The organism is Bradyrhizobium sp. 40, from assembly GCF_023100925.1.
Taxonomy (GTDB): Bacteria; Pseudomonadota; Alphaproteobacteria; order Rhizobiales; family Xanthobacteraceae; genus Bradyrhizobium.
In genome coordinates, this window is sequence record NZ_CP064688.1 from 2,535,830 (window position 1) to 2,555,835 (window position 20,006).

The 20,006-nt window shown below is 65.8% G+C and carries 15 protein-coding genes; 9 read left to right on the forward strand and 6 right to left on the reverse strand.

The features are described 5' to 3' along the window. Positions 1-2: 2 nt before the first annotated feature. Positions 3-1,199, forward strand: coding sequence for an MFS transporter (locus IVB40_RS12100; RefSeq protein ID WP_247400483.1), 1,197 nt, complete (start codon positions 3-5; stop codon positions 1,197-1,199). On the opposite strand, the gene dgcA is transcribed toward IVB40_RS12100, so the two are convergent. Next, complete coding sequence (dgcA, locus tag IVB40_RS12105) at positions 1,169-2,164, reverse strand: N-acetyl-D-Glu racemase DgcA (RefSeq protein ID WP_247400482.1); 996 nt, start codon at positions 2,162-2,164, stop codon at positions 1,169-1,171. The two genes, IVB40_RS12100 and dgcA, sit on opposite strands and share 31 nt — an antisense overlap. 143 nt (positions 2,165-2,307) lie before the next feature. On the opposite strand from dgcA, the gene IVB40_RS12110 reads away from it, so the two are divergent. The 3 genes from IVB40_RS12110 to IVB40_RS12120 are packed head-to-tail and all read left to right on the forward strand — an operon-like array spanning position 2,308 to position 5,109. Continuing rightward, positions 2,308-3,441 (forward strand): ABC transporter permease, encoded by a 1,134-nt coding sequence (locus IVB40_RS12110; RefSeq protein WP_247287397.1) that lies wholly within the window; start codon positions 2,308-2,310, stop codon positions 3,439-3,441. A gap of 2 nt (positions 3,442-3,443) precedes the next feature. Then, positions 3,444-4,214: an ABC transporter ATP-binding protein gene (locus IVB40_RS12115; RefSeq protein ID WP_247400481.1), complete on the forward strand. Its 771-nt coding sequence runs from the start codon at positions 3,444-3,446 to the stop codon at positions 4,212-4,214. Positions 4,215-4,230: 16 nt separating this feature from the next. Then, positions 4,231-5,109, forward strand: a complete 879-nt coding sequence (locus tag IVB40_RS12120; RefSeq protein WP_027566853.1) for an MlaD family protein — start codon at positions 4,231-4,233, stop codon at positions 5,107-5,109. 202 nt (positions 5,110-5,311) lie between these two features. Here IVB40_RS12120 and IVB40_RS12125 read toward each other — a convergent pair whose 3' ends face one another. Continuing rightward, positions 5,312-11,020 (reverse strand): negative regulator of septation ring formation, encoded by a 5,709-nt coding sequence (locus IVB40_RS12125; RefSeq protein WP_247818924.1) that lies wholly within the window; start codon positions 11,018-11,020, stop codon positions 5,312-5,314. Between the two features lie 396 nt (positions 11,021-11,416). Here IVB40_RS12125 and IVB40_RS12130 point away from each other — a divergent pair, with 396 nt between their 5' ends. Then, positions 11,417-11,791, forward strand: a complete 375-nt coding sequence (locus IVB40_RS12130) for an Hpt domain-containing protein (RefSeq protein WP_027566855.1) — start codon at positions 11,417-11,419, stop codon at positions 11,789-11,791. Positions 11,792-11,957: 166 nt separating this feature from the next. Continuing rightward, positions 11,958-12,278, forward strand: coding sequence for a 2Fe-2S iron-sulfur cluster-binding protein (locus IVB40_RS12135; protein WP_007602043.1), 321 nt, complete (start codon positions 11,958-11,960; stop codon positions 12,276-12,278). A 13-nt stretch (positions 12,279-12,291) separates the two neighbouring features. On the opposite strand, the gene IVB40_RS12140 is transcribed toward IVB40_RS12135, so the two are convergent. Next, positions 12,292-12,759, reverse strand: coding sequence for a thioesterase family protein (locus IVB40_RS12140; RefSeq protein WP_007602045.1), 468 nt, complete (start codon positions 12,757-12,759; stop codon positions 12,292-12,294). Positions 12,760-12,941: 182 nt separating this feature from the next. Between IVB40_RS12140 and IVB40_RS12145 the strand changes: the two genes are divergently transcribed. From IVB40_RS12145 to IVB40_RS12155, 3 genes are all read left to right on the forward strand, one after another. Beyond that, positions 12,942-13,970 carry an NAD(P)/FAD-dependent oxidoreductase gene (locus IVB40_RS12145; RefSeq protein ID WP_247287394.1) on the forward strand — a complete coding sequence of 343 codons (1,029 nt, stop codon included), beginning with the start codon at positions 12,942-12,944 and terminating at the stop codon, positions 13,968-13,970. A gap of 116 nt (positions 13,971-14,086) precedes the next feature. Continuing rightward, complete coding sequence (locus IVB40_RS12150) at positions 14,087-14,689, forward strand: DUF2147 domain-containing protein (protein ID WP_247287392.1); 603 nt, start codon at positions 14,087-14,089, stop codon at positions 14,687-14,689. Positions 14,690-15,095: 406 nt separating this feature from the next. Continuing rightward, positions 15,096-15,425 (forward strand): hypothetical protein, encoded by a 330-nt coding sequence (locus IVB40_RS12155; protein WP_197031123.1) that lies wholly within the window; start codon positions 15,096-15,098, stop codon positions 15,423-15,425. 91 nt (positions 15,426-15,516) lie between these two features. Here IVB40_RS12155 and garD read toward each other — a convergent pair whose 3' ends face one another. The 3 genes from garD to gudD form a co-directional block, all read right to left on the reverse strand. After that, positions 15,517-17,058, reverse strand: coding sequence for a galactarate dehydratase (garD, locus tag IVB40_RS12160; protein ID WP_247818925.1), 1,542 nt, complete (start codon positions 17,056-17,058; stop codon positions 15,517-15,519). 124 nt (positions 17,059-17,182) lie between these two features. Continuing rightward, complete coding sequence (locus IVB40_RS12165; RefSeq protein WP_027566860.1) at positions 17,183-18,631, reverse strand: aldehyde dehydrogenase family protein; 1,449 nt, start codon at positions 18,629-18,631, stop codon at positions 17,183-17,185. A gap of 20 nt (positions 18,632-18,651) precedes the next feature. Next, complete coding sequence (gudD, locus tag IVB40_RS12170; protein WP_247818926.1) at positions 18,652-19,995, reverse strand: glucarate dehydratase; 1,344 nt, start codon at positions 19,993-19,995, stop codon at positions 18,652-18,654. Between the last annotated feature and the right edge of the window lie 11 nt (positions 19,996-20,006).

Below are 20,006 nucleotides of genomic sequence, written 5' to 3' on the forward strand. Positions count from 1 at the left end.
TGATGGCAGGCGAATCACAAATCCCCATCGCAGCATCTCGGAAGCGGCGATTCGCCGTCAGCCTCGCGCTGTTCTATTCGGCGGTGTTCGCGGTGTCGGGAACGCATCTGCCGTTCTTTCCCGTATGGCTGAAGGCGATCGGTATCGACGCGGCCTGGATCGGCCTCATCAACGCGCTGCCGGCGATGACACGCTTCACCACGCTGCCGCAGATCACCGCCTTTGCCGAAAAGCGACATGCGATTCGCGCCGGCATGATGATCTCCGTGCTGGCGACGGCGATCGGGTTCACGGCGGTCGGCTTGCAGCAGCAGCCGCTGGCGCTGTTCCTGATCTATGCGCTGACCTGCATGATGTGGACGCCGACCATGCCGCTAACCGACGCCTATGCGCTGCGTGGCGTCGCCCGCTACGGGCTCGATTACGGGCCGGTACGGCTGTGGGGTTCGGCAGCCTTCGCGGCCGGCTCGCTCGCCTGCGGCTATCTCGTGGACCATATCGCGGCGCGCGATCTGATCTGGATCATCGTCGCCTGGGCTGTTGTTGCGGTCGCCGCCGGCATGCTGCTGCAGCCGCTCGACGATGTCAGGCGAAGGACGACGGCGGTCCACGCCAGCAAGGCGCTGCTGCGCGATGCCGGCTTCTGGGCCATCATCGTTTCGGCCGCGCTGATCCAGGGCAGTCACGTCGCGTATTATACGTTCTCGGCCATTAACTGGCAGGTCCAGGGCCTCGGCGGGCTGACGATCGCGGGCCTCTGGACGTTGGGGGTGATCGCCGAGATCATCGTGTTCGCGCTGTCGCCGCGCTTCTCGCTGCATCCGTCCGCGCTCATGGCGATCGGAGGCGCGAGCGCGGTCGTGCGCTGGGTCGTCACCGCGCATGATCCGCCGCTTGCGCTGCTGGCGGTCGTGCAACTCGGCCACGGCCTGACCTTCGGGATGACCATTCTCGGCACGATGAGCCTGTTGGTGCAGCGCGTGCCGTCGCATCAGATCGCGCGGGGGCAGGGCTATTACGCCGCGTGCAACGGGCTGCTGGGTGCGACCACCTCGATCGTGTCAGGCGCGATCTACGCCCGCATTGGCGACGGCCTCTATTACGTCATGGCGGCGATGGCCGCCGGCGGCGCGCTTGTGATCTGGTCGGCGCGGCACCGGCTGAAAGCTCAGCCCCAGAGCGACGAGTCCGGCGGATAGACCAGGCTGTCATCATAACGCAGGCCATGATCGCGGTCGTGCGCCAGCAGCAGCGGGCCGTCGAGATCGACGAAGCGCGCTTGCGGCGTCACCAGCATCGCAGGCGCCATCGACAGCGAGGTCGCGACCATGCAGCCGATCATGATCTCGAAGCCGAGCGCCTGAGCGGCATCGGCCATCGCCAGCGCTTCGGTGAGGCCGCCGGTCTTGTCGAGCTTGATGTTCACGGCGTCGTAGCGCTCGCGCAAGGCTGCGAGCGAGTTGCGGTCGTGCACGCTTTCGTCGGCGCAGACCACGAGCGGCCGCTTGATCCGCGCCAGCGCGTCGTCTTTGCCGGCGGGTAACGGTTGCTCGACCAAGGTGACGCCGACGGCCTCGCAGGCGGCAAGATTGTGCTCCAGATTGGCCTCGGTCCAGGCCTCGTTGGCATCCACGATCAACTCGGATTCGGGCGCCGCCTCGCGCACCGCCGTGATCCGCTCCGGATCGCCGTCGCCGCCGAGCTTGATCTTGAGCAGCGGCCGGTGCGCCGCTTTGGCGGTCGCCGCCGCCATGGCCTCGGGCGTGCCCAGCGAGATCGTGTAGGCCGTGGTGCGCTCCCCCGGCGCCGGGCGGTCGAGCAGGCTCCAGGCCCGCACGCCGGCCGTCTTGGCTTCCAGATCGATCAGGGCACAATCCAGGGCATTGCGGGCCGCTCCAGGCGGCATGGCGGCTTGCAGGGCCTGGCGGGTGAGGCCGCGGGCCACGGCCGCCTGCATGGCCTGGACGGCGGCAAGGGTCGCCTCGGGCGTCTCGCCATAGCGGGAATAGGGCACGCATTCGCCGCGGCCGGTCAGGCCGTCCCGGCTGACCTCTGCCACGACCGTCACGGCCTCGGTCTTGGCGCCCCGGCTGATGGTGAAACTGCCCGCGATGGGAAAGCGCTCGATTCGCGCGGCAAGGGCAGGAACTTTGCTGGAAGTCATTTTGAACTCTGGCGAAATCTGAACCTGCTGGTTACCTCTAGCAACTAAGGTTAACCAGTTGGGGATACCTTCTCTGGGTAAGGGCGCGTGCGCAACCATCTGATTTCATCCGTTTCTCGCGCCCCGGCACGGGAGCGGACATCTTGAACGGCGATCCGAAGCTGGAACGGATTGCAAAGGGCAATGCGCTGGCACTCTGCGCCACCGGAACCTGGACCGCGAGCTTCGCGCCGGTCCTGGAGCGGATGGTGGCTGACGCCGAGAAGCTTGCCGGCGGCCCACAAAGCATCTTCATCGACGTTTCCGAGGTCTCCAAGCTCGACACCTTTGGTGCCTGGCTGATCGAGCGGCTGCGCCGCAGCCTGACGCAGGGCGCCGTCGAGGCGCAGATCGCGGGGCTGTCCGCCAATTATTCGAGCCTCGTGGACGAGGTGCGACGGGTCAGGGCGACACCCGTCATCGACGCCAGCACGATCACCATCACCGGCATGCTGGAGCAGATCGGCCGGGCCGTGGCCGGTGTTGCCGGCACGGTCGCAGGCCTGATCGACATGCTCGGCGCGGTGCTCGCGGCGGTCGCGCGCACCCTAATTCATCCGCGCTCGTTCCGCCTGACCTCGACCGTGCATCATCTCGAGCAGGTCTGCTGGCGCGCCGTGCCGATCGTGGTGCTGATCACCTTCCTGATCGGCTGCATCATCGCCCAGCAGGGCATCTTCCATTTCCGCAGGTTCGGCGCCGACCTGTTCGTCGTCGACATGCTCGGCGTGCTGGTGCTGCGCGAGATCGGCGTGCTGCTGGTCGCGATCATGGTCGCGGGCCGCTCGGGCAGCGCCTACACCGCCGAACTCGGCTCGATGAAGATGCGCGAGGAGATCGACGCGCTGCGCACCATGGGTTTCGATCCGATCGAGGTGCTGGTGCTGCCGCGCATGCTCGCGCTCGTTCTCGCGCTGCCGATCCTGGCCTTTCTCGGCGCGATGGCCGCGCTCTATGGCGGCGGTCTGGTCGCGTGGCTCTATGGCGGCGTGCAGCCGGAGGCTTTCCTGCTGCGGCTGCGCGACGCCATCTCGATCGACCATTTCATCGTTGGCATCGTCAAGGCACCTGTCATGGCCGCGGTGATCGGCATCGTCGCCTGCGTCGAGGGGCTCGCGGTGCAGGGCAGCGCGGAATCGCTCGGGCAGCACACGACGTCGTCTGTCGTGAAAGGCATTTTTTTCGTCATCGTCATGGACGGCGTGTTCGCCATCTTCTTCGCCGCGATCGGGATGTAACGATGGCTCCCGAAATTCAGAACCCGATCATTCGCGTCCGCGACATCACCGTGCAATTCGGCGCGACGCGCGTGCTCGACGGGCTCGACCTCGACGTCAAGCGCGGCGAGATTCTTGGCTTCGTCGGCCCGTCCGGCGCGGGCAAGTCCGTGCTCACACGCACGATCATCGGCCTCGTGCCGAAGGTCGCAGGCAGCATCGAGGTGTTCGGCGTCGACCTTGATGCCTCCAATACGTCGCAGCGTCGCAATGTGGAGCGGCGCTGGGGCGTGCTGTTCCAGCAGGGCGCGCTGTTCTCCTCGCTCACGGTGCGGCAGAACATCCAGTTTCCGATGCGCGAATATCTGCGGGTGTCGCAGCGGCTGATGGACGAGATCACCATCGCCAAGCTCACCATGGTGGGTCTCAAGCCTGAGGTCGCCGATCGCTTTCCCTCTGAACTGTCGGGCGGCATGATCAAGCGCGTGGCGCTGGCGCGCGCGCTGTCGCTCGACCCGGATCTCGTCTTCCTGGACGAGCCGACCTCGGGCCTGGACCCGATCGGCGCCGGCGACTTCGACGAGCTGGTCAGGACGTTGCAGCGGACTTTGGGGCTGACCGTTTTCATGGTAACCCACGACCTCGATAGCCTTTACACAGCATGTGACCGCATCGCCGTTTTAGGCAACGGTAAGATCATTGCGGCAGGGTCGATCGCCGACATGCAGGCCTCGCAGCATCCCTGGCTGAGGCAATATTTCCATGGCAAGCGCGCTCGCGCGGTGATGGGCTGAGGTGCCGGAGTAGCTGATGGAAACGCGCGCAAATTACGTGCTGATCGGGTCGTTCACGCTGGCGGTGATCGCCGCCGCGATCGGCTTCGTGCTGTGGTTTCAGTCGTTGCACACGACCAAGCAGCGCAGCCCCCTGCGCGTCGTGTTCGAGGGCCCGGCTGCGGGCCTGCGCAACGGCGGCAGTGTCAATTTCAACGGTATCCGGGTGGGCGAGGTGGTCTCGGTGAAGCTCGACAACCCGCGGCGGGTTGTCGCACTCGCCATGGTCGAGAACAACGCCCCGATCCGCAAGGACACCCTGGTCGGCCTCGAATTCCAGGGCCTGACCGGCGTCGCCGCGATCTCGCTCAAGGGCGGCGAGGAGGCCGCGCCGTCGCCGCCGCTCGACGAGGACGGCATCCCCACGCTGACGGCCGATCCCAACAAGCTCCAGGACGTCACCGAGGCGATCCGCGGCACGCTCCAGAACATCAACAAGATCGTCGCCGACAATCAGGAGTCGGTGAAGAACTCGCTGAAGAATCTCGAGACCTTCACCAACTCGCTCGCCCGCAATTCGGAGAAGATCGACGGCGTGATGGCCAAGGTCGACGGCGTCATGCTCAAGGCCGACAGCCTCATGCTCGGCCTCAACACGCTCGCCGGCGGCAAGGACGGCGGCGAGCTGTTTCTGGCGGTGAAGTCGATCCGCGAACTGGCCGACGATTTCGACAAGCGCTCCGGCGCATTGATGACCGACGGCCGCCGCACGCTCGGCGACATCAGCCGCGCCGTCAACAATTTCGACCGCAACCCGACCCGCGTCCTGTTCGGCGCCAGCAACAACGCGCCGCCAGCCGCGCCGCCACCGCCGCCCGAGCCGCCGAAGCCCGCCGTGCCGGAGCGCAGGCGGTAGTAGGCGCGTTGCACTCGACCCTCTCCTTCGTCATTGCGAGCGAAGCGAAGCAATCCAGACTGCCTCGCAGAAGCAGTCTGGATTGCTTCGTCGCAAGAGCTCCTCGCAATGACGAGTAGAGGCGCAGCGACGTTCCCCAAAACAAAACGGAGCCCGCGAGGGCTCCGTTTTTCATTCGCTGTTCGCTATCGCTGCGAACCGCTTACCCCAGCCGGCCCGCTGCGTGCGCGAGCAGCGTGTACACCAGGCCCGTCTCGGAGGTCAGATGGTTGCGCAGCTCCTGCGGGCCGCGGCCGTCGCGGGCGACTTCGTCGAGCAGGCGTTCGAACTCGGCGACATAGCGGTCGACCGTGGCCTTGAAGTTGCGGTCGGAGCGATACTTGCGGGCGACCTCGTCAAAGGCCTTCTGGCCGGCGGGCGTGTAGAGGCGCTTGGTGAAGGCCTTGTTCTCGCCGCGCTGGTAGCGGTCCCACATCTCGGAGGCGAGGTTGCGGTCCATCAGCCGGCCGATGTCGAGCGACAAGGATTCCAGCGGATTGCCGCCACCTTGCGGAGCCTGCGGCTGCGGAGCCGGTGCAGCCTGGCGGCCGCGCTGCGGCTCACGTCCGGCAGGCGCACCCTGGTTGGCGTCCGTGCGGCTCAAGAGGTCCGACAACCAGCCGTCGCGGCCCTGGTCGTTGCCGGCCGGCGCCACCGGCGGCGCTTCGGTGCGGCGCGAGGAGGCCGGCATGCCGAGGTCCGGCGGCGGCAGCGTCGAGGCGCTGGCGCTCTCGCGCATGCGCGTCTCGGTGCTGCGCGCGCCGACGGCCGCCAGCATCGGCTCTTCCTGCCGCTGCACGCTGGCGCGGCCCGTCGTGGAGACGTCGAGACCACGGCCGTGCTGGGCCACGATGCGGTTGAGCTCGGCGAGGGCCTCGATCTGGTCGACGATCACCTTGCGCATCTGCGCAGTGCTCTCGGCGGCCTCCTGCGGCATCTCGAGCACGCCGCGGCGCAGCTCGTTGCGGGTGGCTTCGAGCTCGTTGTGCATCTCGAACGCCATCTGCTTCATGCTGGAGACGAGGTTGGTGAACTTCTCGGTCGACTGCTTGAACATGGCATCCGCCTCGTCGGTGGTCTGGCGGTAGATGTCGTGCATGGCCTCGACGGTCTGCCGGTGCTCTTCTTCGGAGGCCGACCGCACCGCCTCGAACTGGCGGGTGATCGCGGCGGAACCGGCGCCGGCGGTCTCCGCGACGACGCGGGCGATGTCGCGGGCCCGCTCTTCGGCGGCCGCCAGCGATTCATCGAGCAGGCCGGTGAAGCGCGACAGGCGCTGGTCGAGATCGGCGGTGCGCAGGTCGATCGTGGTGACGAGCGATTCCAACGCCTCCTTGCGTTCGGCGAGCGAGGCGGTGGTGTTCTTGTTGCTCTGCTCGACGACCTGCGCGGCCTCGACCAGTGCCTTGCCGTGCGCGTCGAACTGGGTCGACAGCTCGCCGAGATCCTGAAGTGCCCGCGTGGTCTTGCTGTTGAAGACGTTGAGCTGGTCTTCCAGGTTCTGCGTCGCAGCGCCGTTGCGCGAAGTGACGTCGTTCATCGCCGAGACGAAGTCGGCGACGCGCGTCACCAGCGCCCGCTCGAGCGAGTTGAGGTTGTCGTGCGCACCGGTCAGCACCTCCTGGAGCAGGATGTTGCCTTCGCGCAGGCGCTCGAACAGGGCGACCGTGTCGGTGCGCAGGATCTTGCTGGTCTCCTGCATCTCGGTGACGGCCGCGATCGAGACCTGGCGCGACTGGTCGATTGCCGCGCGGGAGGCCTGCTCGAGGTCCTTGAGCGACTTGTTGACGGCACCCGTCGCCATCTCGCTCGCCGAGTTGATGGTCCGCGCCACCTCGGAGCCGTTGCCCATCATCGTCTGCGAGAACGCATGTCCGCGCGTCTCGATCGACTTCAGCGCGTCGGACGTGACGCGGTCGATGTCGAGCGTGAGCTGGCTGGTCTTCGAGCCGATCGCGTCCACGAGCGAGCCGCGCTTGGCGTCGATCATGTTGGCGAGACGGTCGGACTGCTGCTGCACGTAGGTGACGATCTCGTCGGTCTTGCCGGTCATGGCCTGGCCGAAGCTGCTGCTGGCGGCGAGCACCGAGCGCTCGACATCCGCCGAGCTCGACTTGACGCGCGAGCTCGCCTCGTTGGAGGCGTTGATCAACGCGTTCTGGGCGTTGAGTGCGCTGGTCTGGATGTCGTTGGTCGCGTTCGCGGTGGCCGTGCTCAGCGTACGCTCGATCTCGCTCGAGATCGTGCGGATCTGGCTTGCGGCATCCGCCGAGGTCGAGGTCAGCGAGGTCTGCGCCTCACGCGCGCTGTTGAGGATGGTCGAGGCGGTGTCGGCGCCGACCGAGGTCAGCGTGCGCTCGATGTCTATGGTCAGCGACTTGATCTGGCTTGCAGCGTCTGTCGAGGCGGAGATCAGCGTGCCCTGGGCTTCGCGTACGCCGCTCGTGAGCGCCTCGATGGTGGCGCCGCCGGCGGTCGCCAGCGCGCGCTGCATCTCGGCCGCCAGCGAACGAACCTGGCCGGTCTGTTCGGCGGAGACCGCCAGCAGGGTGCTCTGGGCATCGCGGGCGCTGGTCGTGATCGTCTCGGCGGTCGACTGACCGACCTGCGAGAGCGAGCGATGCACTTCGGCGGCGAGGGACTTGACCTGGCTCGCCGCATCCGAGGACGCGTTGACGAGCGTGCTCTGGGCTTCGCGGGCGCCGGTCATGATGGTCTCTGCCGTCGCGGTGCCAGCCATCGAGAGCGAGCGCTGCACGTCCGAGGACAGCGCCTTGATCTGGTTGGCGGTCTCACTCGAGGCCGCGATCAGCGTGCTCTGCGCATCGCGGGCGCCGGCGGTGATCGATTCCGCCGTGGTGGTCCCGGCCATGGACAGCGAACGCTGCACGTCGGCGGTGAGGGTCTTGACGTGGTTGGCCGCGTCCGAGGACGCCGTGACGAGCGTGGTCTGCACCTCGCGGGCACCGGCCAGGATCGAGGCGGCGGTCGCCGAGCCTGCCGACGACAGCGTGCGTTCGACGTCGGCCGCGAGCCCCTTGATCTGGTTGGAGGCATCGCCCGAGGCCGCGACCAGCGTCGACTGCGCTTCGCGGGCGCTGGTCAGGATCGAGTTCGCGGCACCGGTGCCGACCGCGGTCAGCGCGCGCTCGACCTCGGCGGAGGTCATCTTGAGCTGGGCGTTGACGTCGGAGGAGACCGTCATCAGCGACTGCTGCGCGGTGCGCGCACCGGTCTGGATGGTCTCGCTGGTGTTGACCACGAGATTGGTGAGCGAGCGCTCGGCGTCCTCGACATGCGAGCGGATCGCGGTCGAGATCATCTCGGCGCGGGACATCATGTCCTCGCTGGCCTGGCGTCCGCTGCTCTCGATGCGGCCGGCGACGGCCTCGACGCGCGAGCCGAGCAGGTCCTCGAACTGCGCCACGCGCACGTCGATGTCGCTGGCGACCGAGCCGACCTTGGTCTCGATGGCCTGCTGGATGTCCTGGAAGCGCGCAGTGACCGTGTCGGTCAGGTGCATGCTGCGGCCGTCGATGATCTCGGTGACGCCGGTGATGCGGCGGTCGACCGCCTCGACCGCCTGGGCGGTGCCGTCCGTGAGTGTCGAGGTCAGGAGGGTGAGGCGGGTATCGATCGACTGCACGGCCTGCGAGGCGCCGTTCGTCACCGCGGTGGTCAGGTAGGTGAGGCGCGTGTCGATGGATTCGAGCGCCTGCGACGCGCCGCCGGTGAGGGTGGTCGTCAGATGCGTGAGGCGCGTGTCGATCGACTGGATGGTCTGCGATGCGCCATCGGTCAGCGAGATCGTGAGGTGGTTGAGGCGGTTGTCGATGGTCTCGATCGCCTGAGACGCGCCATCGGTCAGCGAGGAAGTGAGGTGGGTGAGGCGGGAGTCGATCGACTGGATCGCCTGCGCGGCACCGTCGGTCAGCGACGAGGCGAGGGTGTTGAGCCGTCCGTCGATGGTCTCGGTGACCGACTTCGCGCGGGTATCGAACGACTGTTCGAGCGCGGCGACGCGGCCGACGAGCTGCTCGTCGAAGGTCTTGATGTGACCGTCGATCGTAGAATCGAGGCTGGAGATCTTGCCGTTCAGCGAGGCGTCGAGGTTGGTGACACGTTCGCCGATCGTGGTCTCGAACTGCACCAGGCGCTGGTCGAGCACAGCCGTGATCGCGCCGCCGTTGGAGGTGAAGCGGGTGTCGAAATTGTCGACATAGGTCTTCAGCGACTCATGGATGTCCTGCGTGCGCTGGCCCATCCGATCGACGATCTCGCCGCCGAAGGTCTTCACGGTGCGGTCGAACTCGGAGATGTGGCGGGTGATCAGCGCGCCCAGCGTGCCGGAGTCGCGGGCGAACTTCTCGACCAGCTCGGTGCCCTGGTTCTTCACCAGCTCATCGAAGGCGCTCATCTGGAGCGAGAGCGAGTCGTGCGCGGTCTCGGTCTGGCTGACGACCTTGGCGACCAGCGTGTTGACAGTGGCGTCGAGCGCTTCGCTGGCCTTGTCGCCGGAGGTCATGATGTGGCCGGCGAGGCGGTTGCCGGCGTCGTCGATCTTGGCGGAGAGGTCGTTGGAGCGCAGCTCGAGCTCGAGCAGCAGCGAGTCCGACGAATTCTTCAGGCTGTCGTGCACCTGCTCGGTGCGCTCGGAGATGCCGTCGACGATCGCGGCGGAGCGCTGCTCGAACTCGCCGGTGATGCGGTCGATGCGCTCGTTCAGCATTTCGTGGACGCGGTCGGCGAGATCGACGAACTCGTCGTGAACGTGGCCGGTCTTGAAATTGAGGCTGGTAGTCAGCCGCTCGCTGGCGTCGAGCACGGCGCGCGTGGTCTCGTTGCTGGCCTCCTCGAGGCGGTCGAGCAGGTCGCCGCCGCGCTCGCCGAGCGCGAGGATCATGTTGTCGCCGGCGTTGCTGAGCGCACCGGTGATGTGGGCGCCGCGCTCTTCGAGCGCGCCGGTGATGGACTTGGCGACCTCGTCGACGCGCGAGGCGATCGCGTCCGAGATCAGCGCGATGTCATGGCGCAAATCGATCTGCACGCCGGAGATGGCGCTGCGGACCTGCTCGGCCTGGCCGACCAGATTGTCGCGCTGATGCGCGATGTCCTGGAGCAGGGCGCGGATGCGCACTTCGTTGTCGGAATAGGCGCGTTCGAGCGCCGCGACCTCGTTGGCGACCAGCGTCTCGAGCTCGCCGGCGCGCGCGATGGCGCGCTCGATGCCGTCGCCCATCGCCGCAACCTCGCGGCGGATGGCCTGGCCGACGGTCACCATGGAATCCGAAGCCGAGCCTTCCGGCTCGGAGAAGCGGATCGCAACCTGGGCCATAGCCTGCGCGACCGAGCTCATTTGCTGGCCGCGCCAGACGAGGCTCGCCAGGAAGAAGAACAGCATGATCGGCGCGAAGAACATCGTGACGAGGCCGGCAATGGCCAACACGCCGCCGCTCTGGCCCATCGCCGCCTGGATCGAAGGCAGGAAGCCGACCGTCAGCGCGGCGCAGGCCGCCAGCCAGATGACGGTGAAGATTGTCGCGCCGGTGTAGATGTTGCGGGTCGGGCGTCCCGTCTGCAACGTCTGCAAGAGCTGGCCGATGGTCGCACGGTCGTCATTGGCGGCGCGGCGCGAGGAGCGCGGCTCCTCGATCTGGTCGAACATCGCGCGTTCGTTCGCGGCGGGGCGCGCGTCGAAGTTCGGTTCGTCGAACATCGGGGGCGCCGGTGGCGCGACGGGGGGCGACGTTTCGCTGCGCATCGAGGCGTTGCGGCTGGTGTCCGCGGCCGTGTCGCTGATGTTCAGGGCTTCCTGGATTGCAGAAAGCGCATCTTCTGTGGGGTCTTTGACCTTTTTCGGAGTGTTTGCCATGTTCAGTCCGAGCCCTCGTTACTTGTACGCGTCCCCCCGCGAGCTCTGCGCGCTACGCAAGCCCACAGTCCGGATCATGCCGCTTGCGCGGATCTCCGAGCCATCCCCACCCGGACGGCTTGTCCGCCAATTTCTCCAACATCCTATTGGCAGAGCGTCGCGAATGAAATGCCCGCGATTAAGACATTCTTAATCATCGTTAACAGGAACGTGCCGTAAGGCCTTAGCAATAAATGCAATTCTCCACCGAACTCGGCGGATTGCGGCAACTTTTCGTCAACAAGCAGGCAGATTTGCGTAAAGCAGCCGGAACATTTCGTTAACCATTTCCGTGCTTGGGTGGAGGGAACTTGACCGCCAGACCGGCGGACATCGCGCGATGCCGGGGCCTGCGCCATGACGCCTGAACTGCAACGGATGGACTGGATGCCCTCGCCCCCGCTTGCACCCATCGACAGCCCGCTCGACCTCGATCATCTCTCCCGCATGACGCTCGGCGATTCCGAGCTGGAACAGGAAGTGCTGACGATGTTTGCCGAGCAGGCGGTGCGCCTGATCGCGGCAATGGCAGCGCTGCCGGCCGAGGCTGGCGCACTCGCCCACAAGCTCAAGGGCTCGGCGCGCGGGATCGGCGCCTTTGCGGTGGCGGATGCCGCAGCCAGCCTGGAGACTGCGATTCAGACCGGCCAAGGCCGGCCTCACGCCTTCGCCGCGCTGAAAGAGGCGGTGACCGAGGCGCGCGTCGCCATCGAGGCAATCCTCAACCCTTAGGGCGACAGGGCCAGACCCCTGCTCTAGTCTTTTGTTTTGACGGGTTTTCTTCCCGCGAAGCGGTATTCTCGACTTCAACAAAACGCTATGGCGCCGGGCTGACCGACCCGTTATAGGACAGCCCGGACCCTCCTTCATTCCCTAGATCGCGGCAGCACGAGCACACATGGCCAAAATTCACTTTGTCGATCACAAGGGCGAAACCCGTACGGTGGACGTCGAGAACGGCGCGACTGTGATGGAAGCCGCCATCCGCAACAGCATTCCCGGCATCGAGGCCGAATGCGGCGGCGCCTGCGCCTGCGCCACCTGCCATGTCTATGTCGACGAAGCGTGGCGCGAGAAGGTCGGCAGCCCGACGCCGATGGAAGAGGACATGCTCGACTTCGGCTTCGACGTGCGCCCGAACTCGCGCCTGTCCTGCCAGATCAAGGTCTCCGACGATCTCGACGGCCTCGTGGTGGCGACGCCGGAACGCCAGGCCTAACTCTCTTAGCTATTCATGTGCTCGGCGGCGCGACCTCGATGCCGCGCTTGTGCCAGGGCCTGAGCTTCTCGAGCACTTCCGCGATCAGTGGCGTTGGCCGGCGCGACGCCTCGTCGATCATCACGGCGACCGATGTCGCCGATGCAATGCACTTCCCTTCCGAAAACACCACCTGCTCGAACGTCACCGACGTTCGTCCCAGCTTCGCGACGCCGAGGCCGAGCTCGATCGTGTTCGGCCAGTGCAGCTCCGCGCGAAAATGGATGTCGAGCCGCACCATGATCCAGGCAAGTCCGGGCGGCGTCAGGCCGTATTCCGGGAGCTTCATCAGCGTGACGCGGCCGGTTTCGAAATAGGTGGCGTAGACCGCGTTGTTGACGTGCTGATTGGGGTCGAGATCGCCGAAGCGGACGTTGTCGCTGAGGCGAAAAGGATAGTCCTCCAGGCGCGGCGTCGTATCGAGGCGGCTTGGTGCGTTCACCGATTGATCTCCGTCATATCGTTGCTGGTTACAGCCCAGTTATCCTGACCCGGCAAGTGGGGCCGGCTGCGGGGCGCTCCCGCTTTTATGCCTTCCCTGATCCATCCCCGTTGGCTAGACAGGCAGGGTCACCTCGGCCCACAGGGCGCCGTCCCACCGATATCGACCGATAAAGAGACGACATGAGCGACGCGATCAAAACCGATGTGTTGATTATTGGCGCCGGCCCCTGCGGTCTGTTCGCCGCTTTCGAACTGGGCCTTCTCGACATGAAGACGCATTTCGTCGACATCCTCGACAAGGTCGGCGGCCAGTGCGCAGAACTCTATCCGGAAAAGCCGATCTACGACATTCCCGGCATTCCGCAGGTTTCGGGGCAGGGCCTCACCGACGCGCTGATGGAGCAGATCAAGCCGTTCCATCCGACCTTCCATCTCGGCGAGATGATCGAGACCGTGGAGAAGATCGGCGATCCCCTGTTCCGCTGCACCACGGACGCCGGCAAGGTGTTCGAATGCAAGGTGCTGGTGATCGCGGCCGGCGGCGGCTCGTTTCAGCCCAAGCGTCCACCGGTGCCGGGGATCGAAGCCTATGAAGGAAGCTCGGTGCACTACGCCGTGCGCAAGATGGAAACGTTCCGCGACAAGAACGTGCTGATCGTGGGCGGCGGCGATTCCGCGCTCGACTGGACGCTCAATCTGCATCCGATCGCCAAGCGCATCACGCTCTTGCACCGTCGCGACGATTTTCGCGCCGCGCCCCACAGCGTGGAGCAGATGCGCGCGCTGGTCGCCGCCGGCAAGATGGATCTGCGCCTCGGCCAGGTCACCGCGCTGTCGGGCAGCGAGGGCAAGCTGAGCGGCGCCACCGTCAAGGGCAACGACAACAGCGTGACCGAAATCACCTGCGACACCATGCTGCCGTTCTTCGGCTTGACCATGAAGCTCGGTCCGGTGGCGAACTGGGGCATCGCGCTGGAGAACAATCTGGTGCCGGTCGAGACGTCCGCGTTCGAGACCAACGTGCCAGGCATCTTCGCGATCGGCGACATCAACACCTATCCCGGCAAGATCAAGCTGATCCTGTGCGGCTTCCACGAGGGCGCGCTGATGTCGCAAAAAGCCCATCGCTACGTCTATCCGGAGAAGCGGCTCGTGTTCCAGTACACGACCTCGTCCTCCAGCCTGCAAAAGAAGCTCGGCGTCAACTGACGGCGGCGGGCGATGCCCCATGTTTCTGGTGCTGGAACAGTTCGCGAAATCGCCGTAGTCTGCGGCCATTGCGGTAGGCGGCTTGGCAAGGCGATTGGCTCAGCAAGGTGATCATAATGCGGACTTTCTTTTCCAGCTTTCGGCTGTTCTCGCTCCTCGCGCTCGCGATGTCGCTCGGTGCGGTGAGCCCCGTTGCGGCGCAAGTGCAGCAGCCGACCGCCGCGGGTCTCTGGCAGAAGGTCGAAGACGGCAAGACGGTGGGATGGTTCCTCTTCATCGACCACAACGGCATCTTCGAAGGTGTCATCGCAAAAACCTTCCCGCGGCCCGGCGACGACCCGAACGAGATCTGCGCGAAATGCACGGACGATCGCAAGAACGCGCCGGTGCTCGGGCTCTCCTTTATCCGCGATATGAAGCGCGACGGCTTGAAGTATGACGGCGGCAACGTGGTCAATCCGCGCGACGGCAACATCTGGAAGGCCAAGATGACGGTCAGCCCGGATGGGCAGACCCTGACGATGCGCGGCTTCCTCGGCATTTCCCTGTTCGGCAAGGACGAAACCTGGACGCGTCTTCCCGACACCAACATCGCGCAGGTCGATCCCGCCATCGTCGCGAAATATCTCCCGGCGCAAGCGACCGCCGCGACCAAGCCGATGCCTGCGGCGCCGGCGAAGAAGGGCGGCGCGATGATGGCGCCGGCGCCGAAGCAGTAGGGTCTACGTCGCGCACTGTGCCGTCTGGACTTTCGTAGCTCCACACACCGCCATCATTGCTCGCGAAGGCGGGGGACTCCAGCACGCCGCAGCCTCTCCGTGTTCTTGCGCGGCGTCCGTGGCCCCGTGCGCAATCGCGGTTGCGGCCGGCTGAGACAGCGGAGACCTTGGCGCGCGAGCAGCGGTCATACCCGTCGAAAGACCAATGGGTGCCGGACGCGCGCCAGTAGTTCCCCGGAATGCGCGGTGGCGCCGGATTTGCATAGCTATCCGCAAAGCTGTTGGGGGAATGAGTCGCCATCCTTGACGCCTTCGCCGAGTCGCGGAGGCGGACGGCAACTATCGCCCCGCGGCGATGACCTCGATCCGCGGAGACGACATGAGACGTGCAATACCGCGTGCCGCCATGCTGCTGGTTCTGACGGTGCTGCTGACCGCCCCGACGATGGCGCGTGACGACGGCCGCTACGCCAACTCGCCGTTAAAGCCCTGGTTCGAGAGCCTGCACAGCGAATACGGCCAATGCTGCTCGGATGCCGACGGCTATGTGGTCGCGGATGTCGACTGGGAATCCGACAGGGGCCGCTATCGCGTGCATCTCGAGGGCGAATGGGTCGTCGTGCCCGAAGGCGCCGTCATCACCGAGCCGAACAAGATCGGCCGCACCATGGTGTGGAAGCACTACATCGACGGCCATCCACGCGTGCGCTGCTTCATGCCGGGCAGCATGACGTAAACGGAAGCGTCATCCCAGGCGATGCGTAGCGCCGAAACGAGGCTCTCGCACCAACGCATCCGCGCGGCGAGACAGCGTCCGCGCCCAGTGCTCAGGTCACCGGCGCCGGATTGAACAGCGTCAAATCGTTGTGGATGCCCCAGCGATCCGACCAGGGTTGCGTGCGGCCGCTGGCGACGTCGAGGATCAAGCGGAACAGGTCCCAGCCGGTCTCCTCGATGGTCTTGTCGCCGGTGGCGATGCCGCCGGCATCGAAATCGATCAGGTCCTTCCAGCGTCGGGCCAGCTCGGTGCGGGTCGCGACCTTGATGACGGGCGCAGCCGCAAGGCCATAGGGCGTACCGCGGCCTGTGGTGAACACCTGCAGCGTCATGCCGGAGGCGAGCTGGAGCGTGCCGCAGATGAAGTCGGACGCCGGCGTTGCCGCAAACAGCATGCCCTTTTGCGTCGCCTTCTCGCCGGGCGAGAGTACGCCGGTGATTGCGGACGATCCGGACTTGACGATCGAGCCCAATGACTTCTCGACGATATTCGCCAAGCCGCCCTTCTTGTTGCCCGGCGTGGTGTTGGCGCTGCGGTCCGCGCCGCCGCGGGCCAGATAGGAATCGTACCAGGCCATCTCGCGGACCAGCGCGCGGCCGACGTCCTCGTTGATGGCGCGGCGGGTGAGCAACTGGATCGCGTCGCGCACTTCGGTGACTTCCGAGAACATCACGGTGGCGCCGGCGCGCACCAGCAGGTCGGCGGCGAAGCCGACGGCAGGATTGGCGGTGACGCCGGAGAAGGCGTCGCTGCCACCGCATTGCAGGCCAATGACGAGATCGGCGGCCGGGCAGGTCTCGCGGGTGCGCTTGTTGAGGATCTTCAGGCGGGCTTCGGCCTGGGTCATGATCGCATCGACGATGGCGCCAAAACCGTCGAAGGCTTCGTCCTGCATGCGCACGATGGCGTTGCTGACGCCTTCCGGCACCAGACGCTCGGGCGCGAGCTTCTCGCAACCGAGGCTGATGACCAGGATCTCGCCGCCGAAGTTCGGGTTCTGCGCGATGTTTTGCAGCGTGCGGATCGGAATCACGGCGTCGGGCGCGTTGATGGCGACGCCACAGCCATACGCATGCGTCAGCGGCACGACGTCGTCGACGTTCGGGTATTGCGGCAGCAGCTCGGCGCGGATGCGCTTCACCGCATATTCCATCGTGCCCTTGACGCATTGCACGGATGAGGAGATGCCGAGGATGTTCTTGGTGCCGACCGAGCCGTCGGAGTTGCGAAAGCCTTCGAACGTGAAACCATCGAGCGGCGGCAGCGGCGCGGGAACGGCGGTCGAGATTTCCAGCTTGTCGAGGGCAGGGGCCTCCGGCATGCGGATGCGCGCTTCGTCCACCCATTCCCCGGCCAGGATCGGCGCGAGCGCATGGCCGATCACCTCGCCGTAGCGGATGATCGGGGCGTCCTGCGGGATGTCGACCAGCGCCGTCTTGTGGCCTTGCGGCACGAAGGCGCGCAGCGTCAACCCGCTGGCGAAGCGGGAGCCGGCGGGAAGCCCGAAATCATTGACCACGATCGCGACGTTGTCGCGCTCGTTGAGCTTGATGTAGCGAGGCTGTTCCTTCGCTGCGACTGACTGGTCCATCTGCGCTTGCCTCCGAAGCCGTAGGGTGGGCAAAGGCGCAACGCGCCGTGCCCACCATCTTCACACCGAACGTAAGGCGGTGGGCACACTTCGCTTTGCCCACCCTACGATATCTGGCCCGTGGTTAGCCGGGAAAGGTATAGGCGGTCTTCACCGTCGTGTAGAACTCGCGGGCATAGGAGCCCTGCTCGCGGGCGCCGTAGCTCGAACCCTTCCGGCCGCCGAACGGCACGTGATAATCGACGCCGGCGGTCGGCAGATTGACCATCACCATGCCGGACTCGCTGTTGCGCTTGTAATGCGAGGCGTATTTCAGGCTGGTGGTGCAGATGCCGGAGGCAAGGCCGAACTCGGTGTCGTTGGAGATCGCCAGCGCCTCCTCGTAGTTCTTGGCGCGAATGACGGCGGCGACCGGGCCGAAGACTTCCTCGCGCGAAATGCGCATGTTGTTGTTGGCCTCGGTGAACAGCGCCGGCTGCAGGTAGTGGCCGGGCGTTTCGCGCTTGAGCAACTCGCCACCCCAGGCGAGCTTGGCACCCTCGTCCTGGCCGATCTTGATGTAGCGCAGGTCCTGGTCGAGCTGGCTCTGGTCGACCACGGGGCCGATATGCACGCCGGCCTTGAGCGCGTCGTCCACCGTCAGGCCTTTCAGGCGCTCGGTCATCGCCGCAACGAAGCGATCATGGATGCCTTCGGTGACGATCAGGCGTGAGGACGCCGTGCAGCGCTGGCCTGTGGAGAAATAGGCGCCGTTAACGGCGACTTCGACGGCGGTCTTGAGGTCGGCGTCGTCGAGCACCACCAGTGGGTTCTTGCCGCCCATCTCGAGCTGGAATTTCTTCATGTTGCTCGAGGTCACGCAGGCCTGCGCGATCTTGCGGCCGGTCTGCACCGAGCCGGTGAAGGTGATCGCGGCGACGTCGGGATGCTCGATCAGGGTCTGGCCGACCACGGAGCCCGAGCCGACAACGAGGTTGAACACGCCGGACGGGATGCCGGAGCGGGTGATGATCTCGGACAGCGCATGCGCCGAGCCCGGCACCAGCTCGGCAGGCTTGAACACCACGGTGTTGCCGTAGCAGAGCGCCGGGGCGATCTTCCAGGCGGGGATCGCGATCGGGAAATTCCAGGGCGTGATCATGCCGACGACGCCCATCGGCTCACGGGTGAGCTCGACGTCGATGCCGGGACGCACCGAGGCACCCTTCTCGCCGATCATGCGCAGCGCCTCGCCGGCGAAGAATGCGAAGATCTGGCCGGCGCGGGCGACCTCGCCGATACCCTCGGGCAGCGTCTTGCCTTCCTCGCGGGCGAGCAGGCGGCCGAGCTCTTCCTTGCGGGCGATGATCTCGAGCGAAATCTTGTTCAGCGCGTCGTAGCGCGCCTGCGGCGTCGACTGCGCCCAGGCGGGGAAGGCGGCCTTGGCGGCTGCGATGGCCTTCTCGGTCTGTGCCTTGTCGGCCTTGGCGTATTCGCCGACGACGTCGTTGGTGTTGGAGGGGTTGATGTTCTTGGTGACGGCGGAGCCATCGACCCATTCGCCGCCGATGAAGTTCTTCAGGATCGCAGTCATAATCTCTTCCTCCGAATTTTCTAACGCACGAGGCAGGGACGCTTGTCGTCGAAGGTCCAGCCGGGGATCAGGTCCTGCATGGCAATAGCGTCATCGCGGGCGCCGAGTCCATGCTGCTTGTAGAGGTCATGCGCGGCGTCGATGGCGGCCCTGTCGATTTCGATACCCAGGCCCGGCCTCTCAGGCACGGCGATCTTGCCGCCCTTGATCTGGAGTGGCTCCTTGGTCAGCGCCTGGCCGTCCTGCCAGATCCAGTGCGTGTCGATCGCGGTGACCTTGCCGGGGGCGGCGGCGCCGACATGGGTGAACATGGCGAGCGAGATGTCGAAATGGTTGTTGGAGTGCGAACCCCAGGTCAAGCCGTTGTCGCGGCAGGTCTGGGCCACGCGCACCGAGCCTTGCATGGTCCAGAAATGGGGATCGGCCAGCGGAATGTCCACCGCGCCGAGGCGCAGCGCATGGGACAATTGCCGCCAGTCGGTCGCGATCATGTTGGTCGCGGTCGGCAGGCCGGTCGCACGGCGGAACTCGGCCATGATCTCACGGCCGGAGAAGCCACCTTCGGCGCCGCAGGGGTCCTCGGCATAGGCAAGGATGCCGTGCATGTCCTTGCAGAGGCTGACAGCCTCGTCGAGCGACCATGCGCCGTTCGGATCCAGGGTCACGCGCGCATTCGGAAAGCGCTTGGCGATCGCGGTGACGGCCTCGATCTCCTGCTCGCCGCGCAGCACGCCACCCTTGAGCTTGAAATCGGCGAAGCCGTAATGGTCGTGGGTGGCTTCCGCGAGCCGCACCACGGTTTCCGGCGTCATCGCCTCCTGATGGCGGAGGTTGAACCATTCGCTCTTGCCGGTCTCGCCGCTGACATAGCCGAGCTTGGTTTTACTGATGTCGCCGACGAAGAAGAGATAGCCGAGGGTCTCGACGCTGTTGCGCTGCTGGCCCTCGCCGAGCAGGGCTGCGACGGGCAGGTTGAGATGTTGACCGAGCAGATCGAGCAGCGCCGATTCCACGGCCGTGACGGCGTGGATCATGACGCGGAGATCAAAAGTCTGCTTGCCGCGGCCGCCGGCATCGCGATCGGCGAATGCGGTCCTGATATCGGCGAGGATGTTGTTCATCGCGCCGACGGTCTTGCCGATCACGAGATCACGGGCGTCCTGCAGCGTCTGCCAGATCTTCTGGCCGCCAGGAACCTCGCCGACGCCGGTGTGACCGGCATTGTCGGTGAGGATGACGATGTTGCGGGTGAAGAACGGCGCATGCGCGCCGCTCAGATTGAGGAGCATGCTGTCACGGCCTGCGACCGGGATCACCTGCATCGCGGTGACGACCGGTGCGCCAGTGATCTCGGTCTTGGCCATCGCAGGCTCCT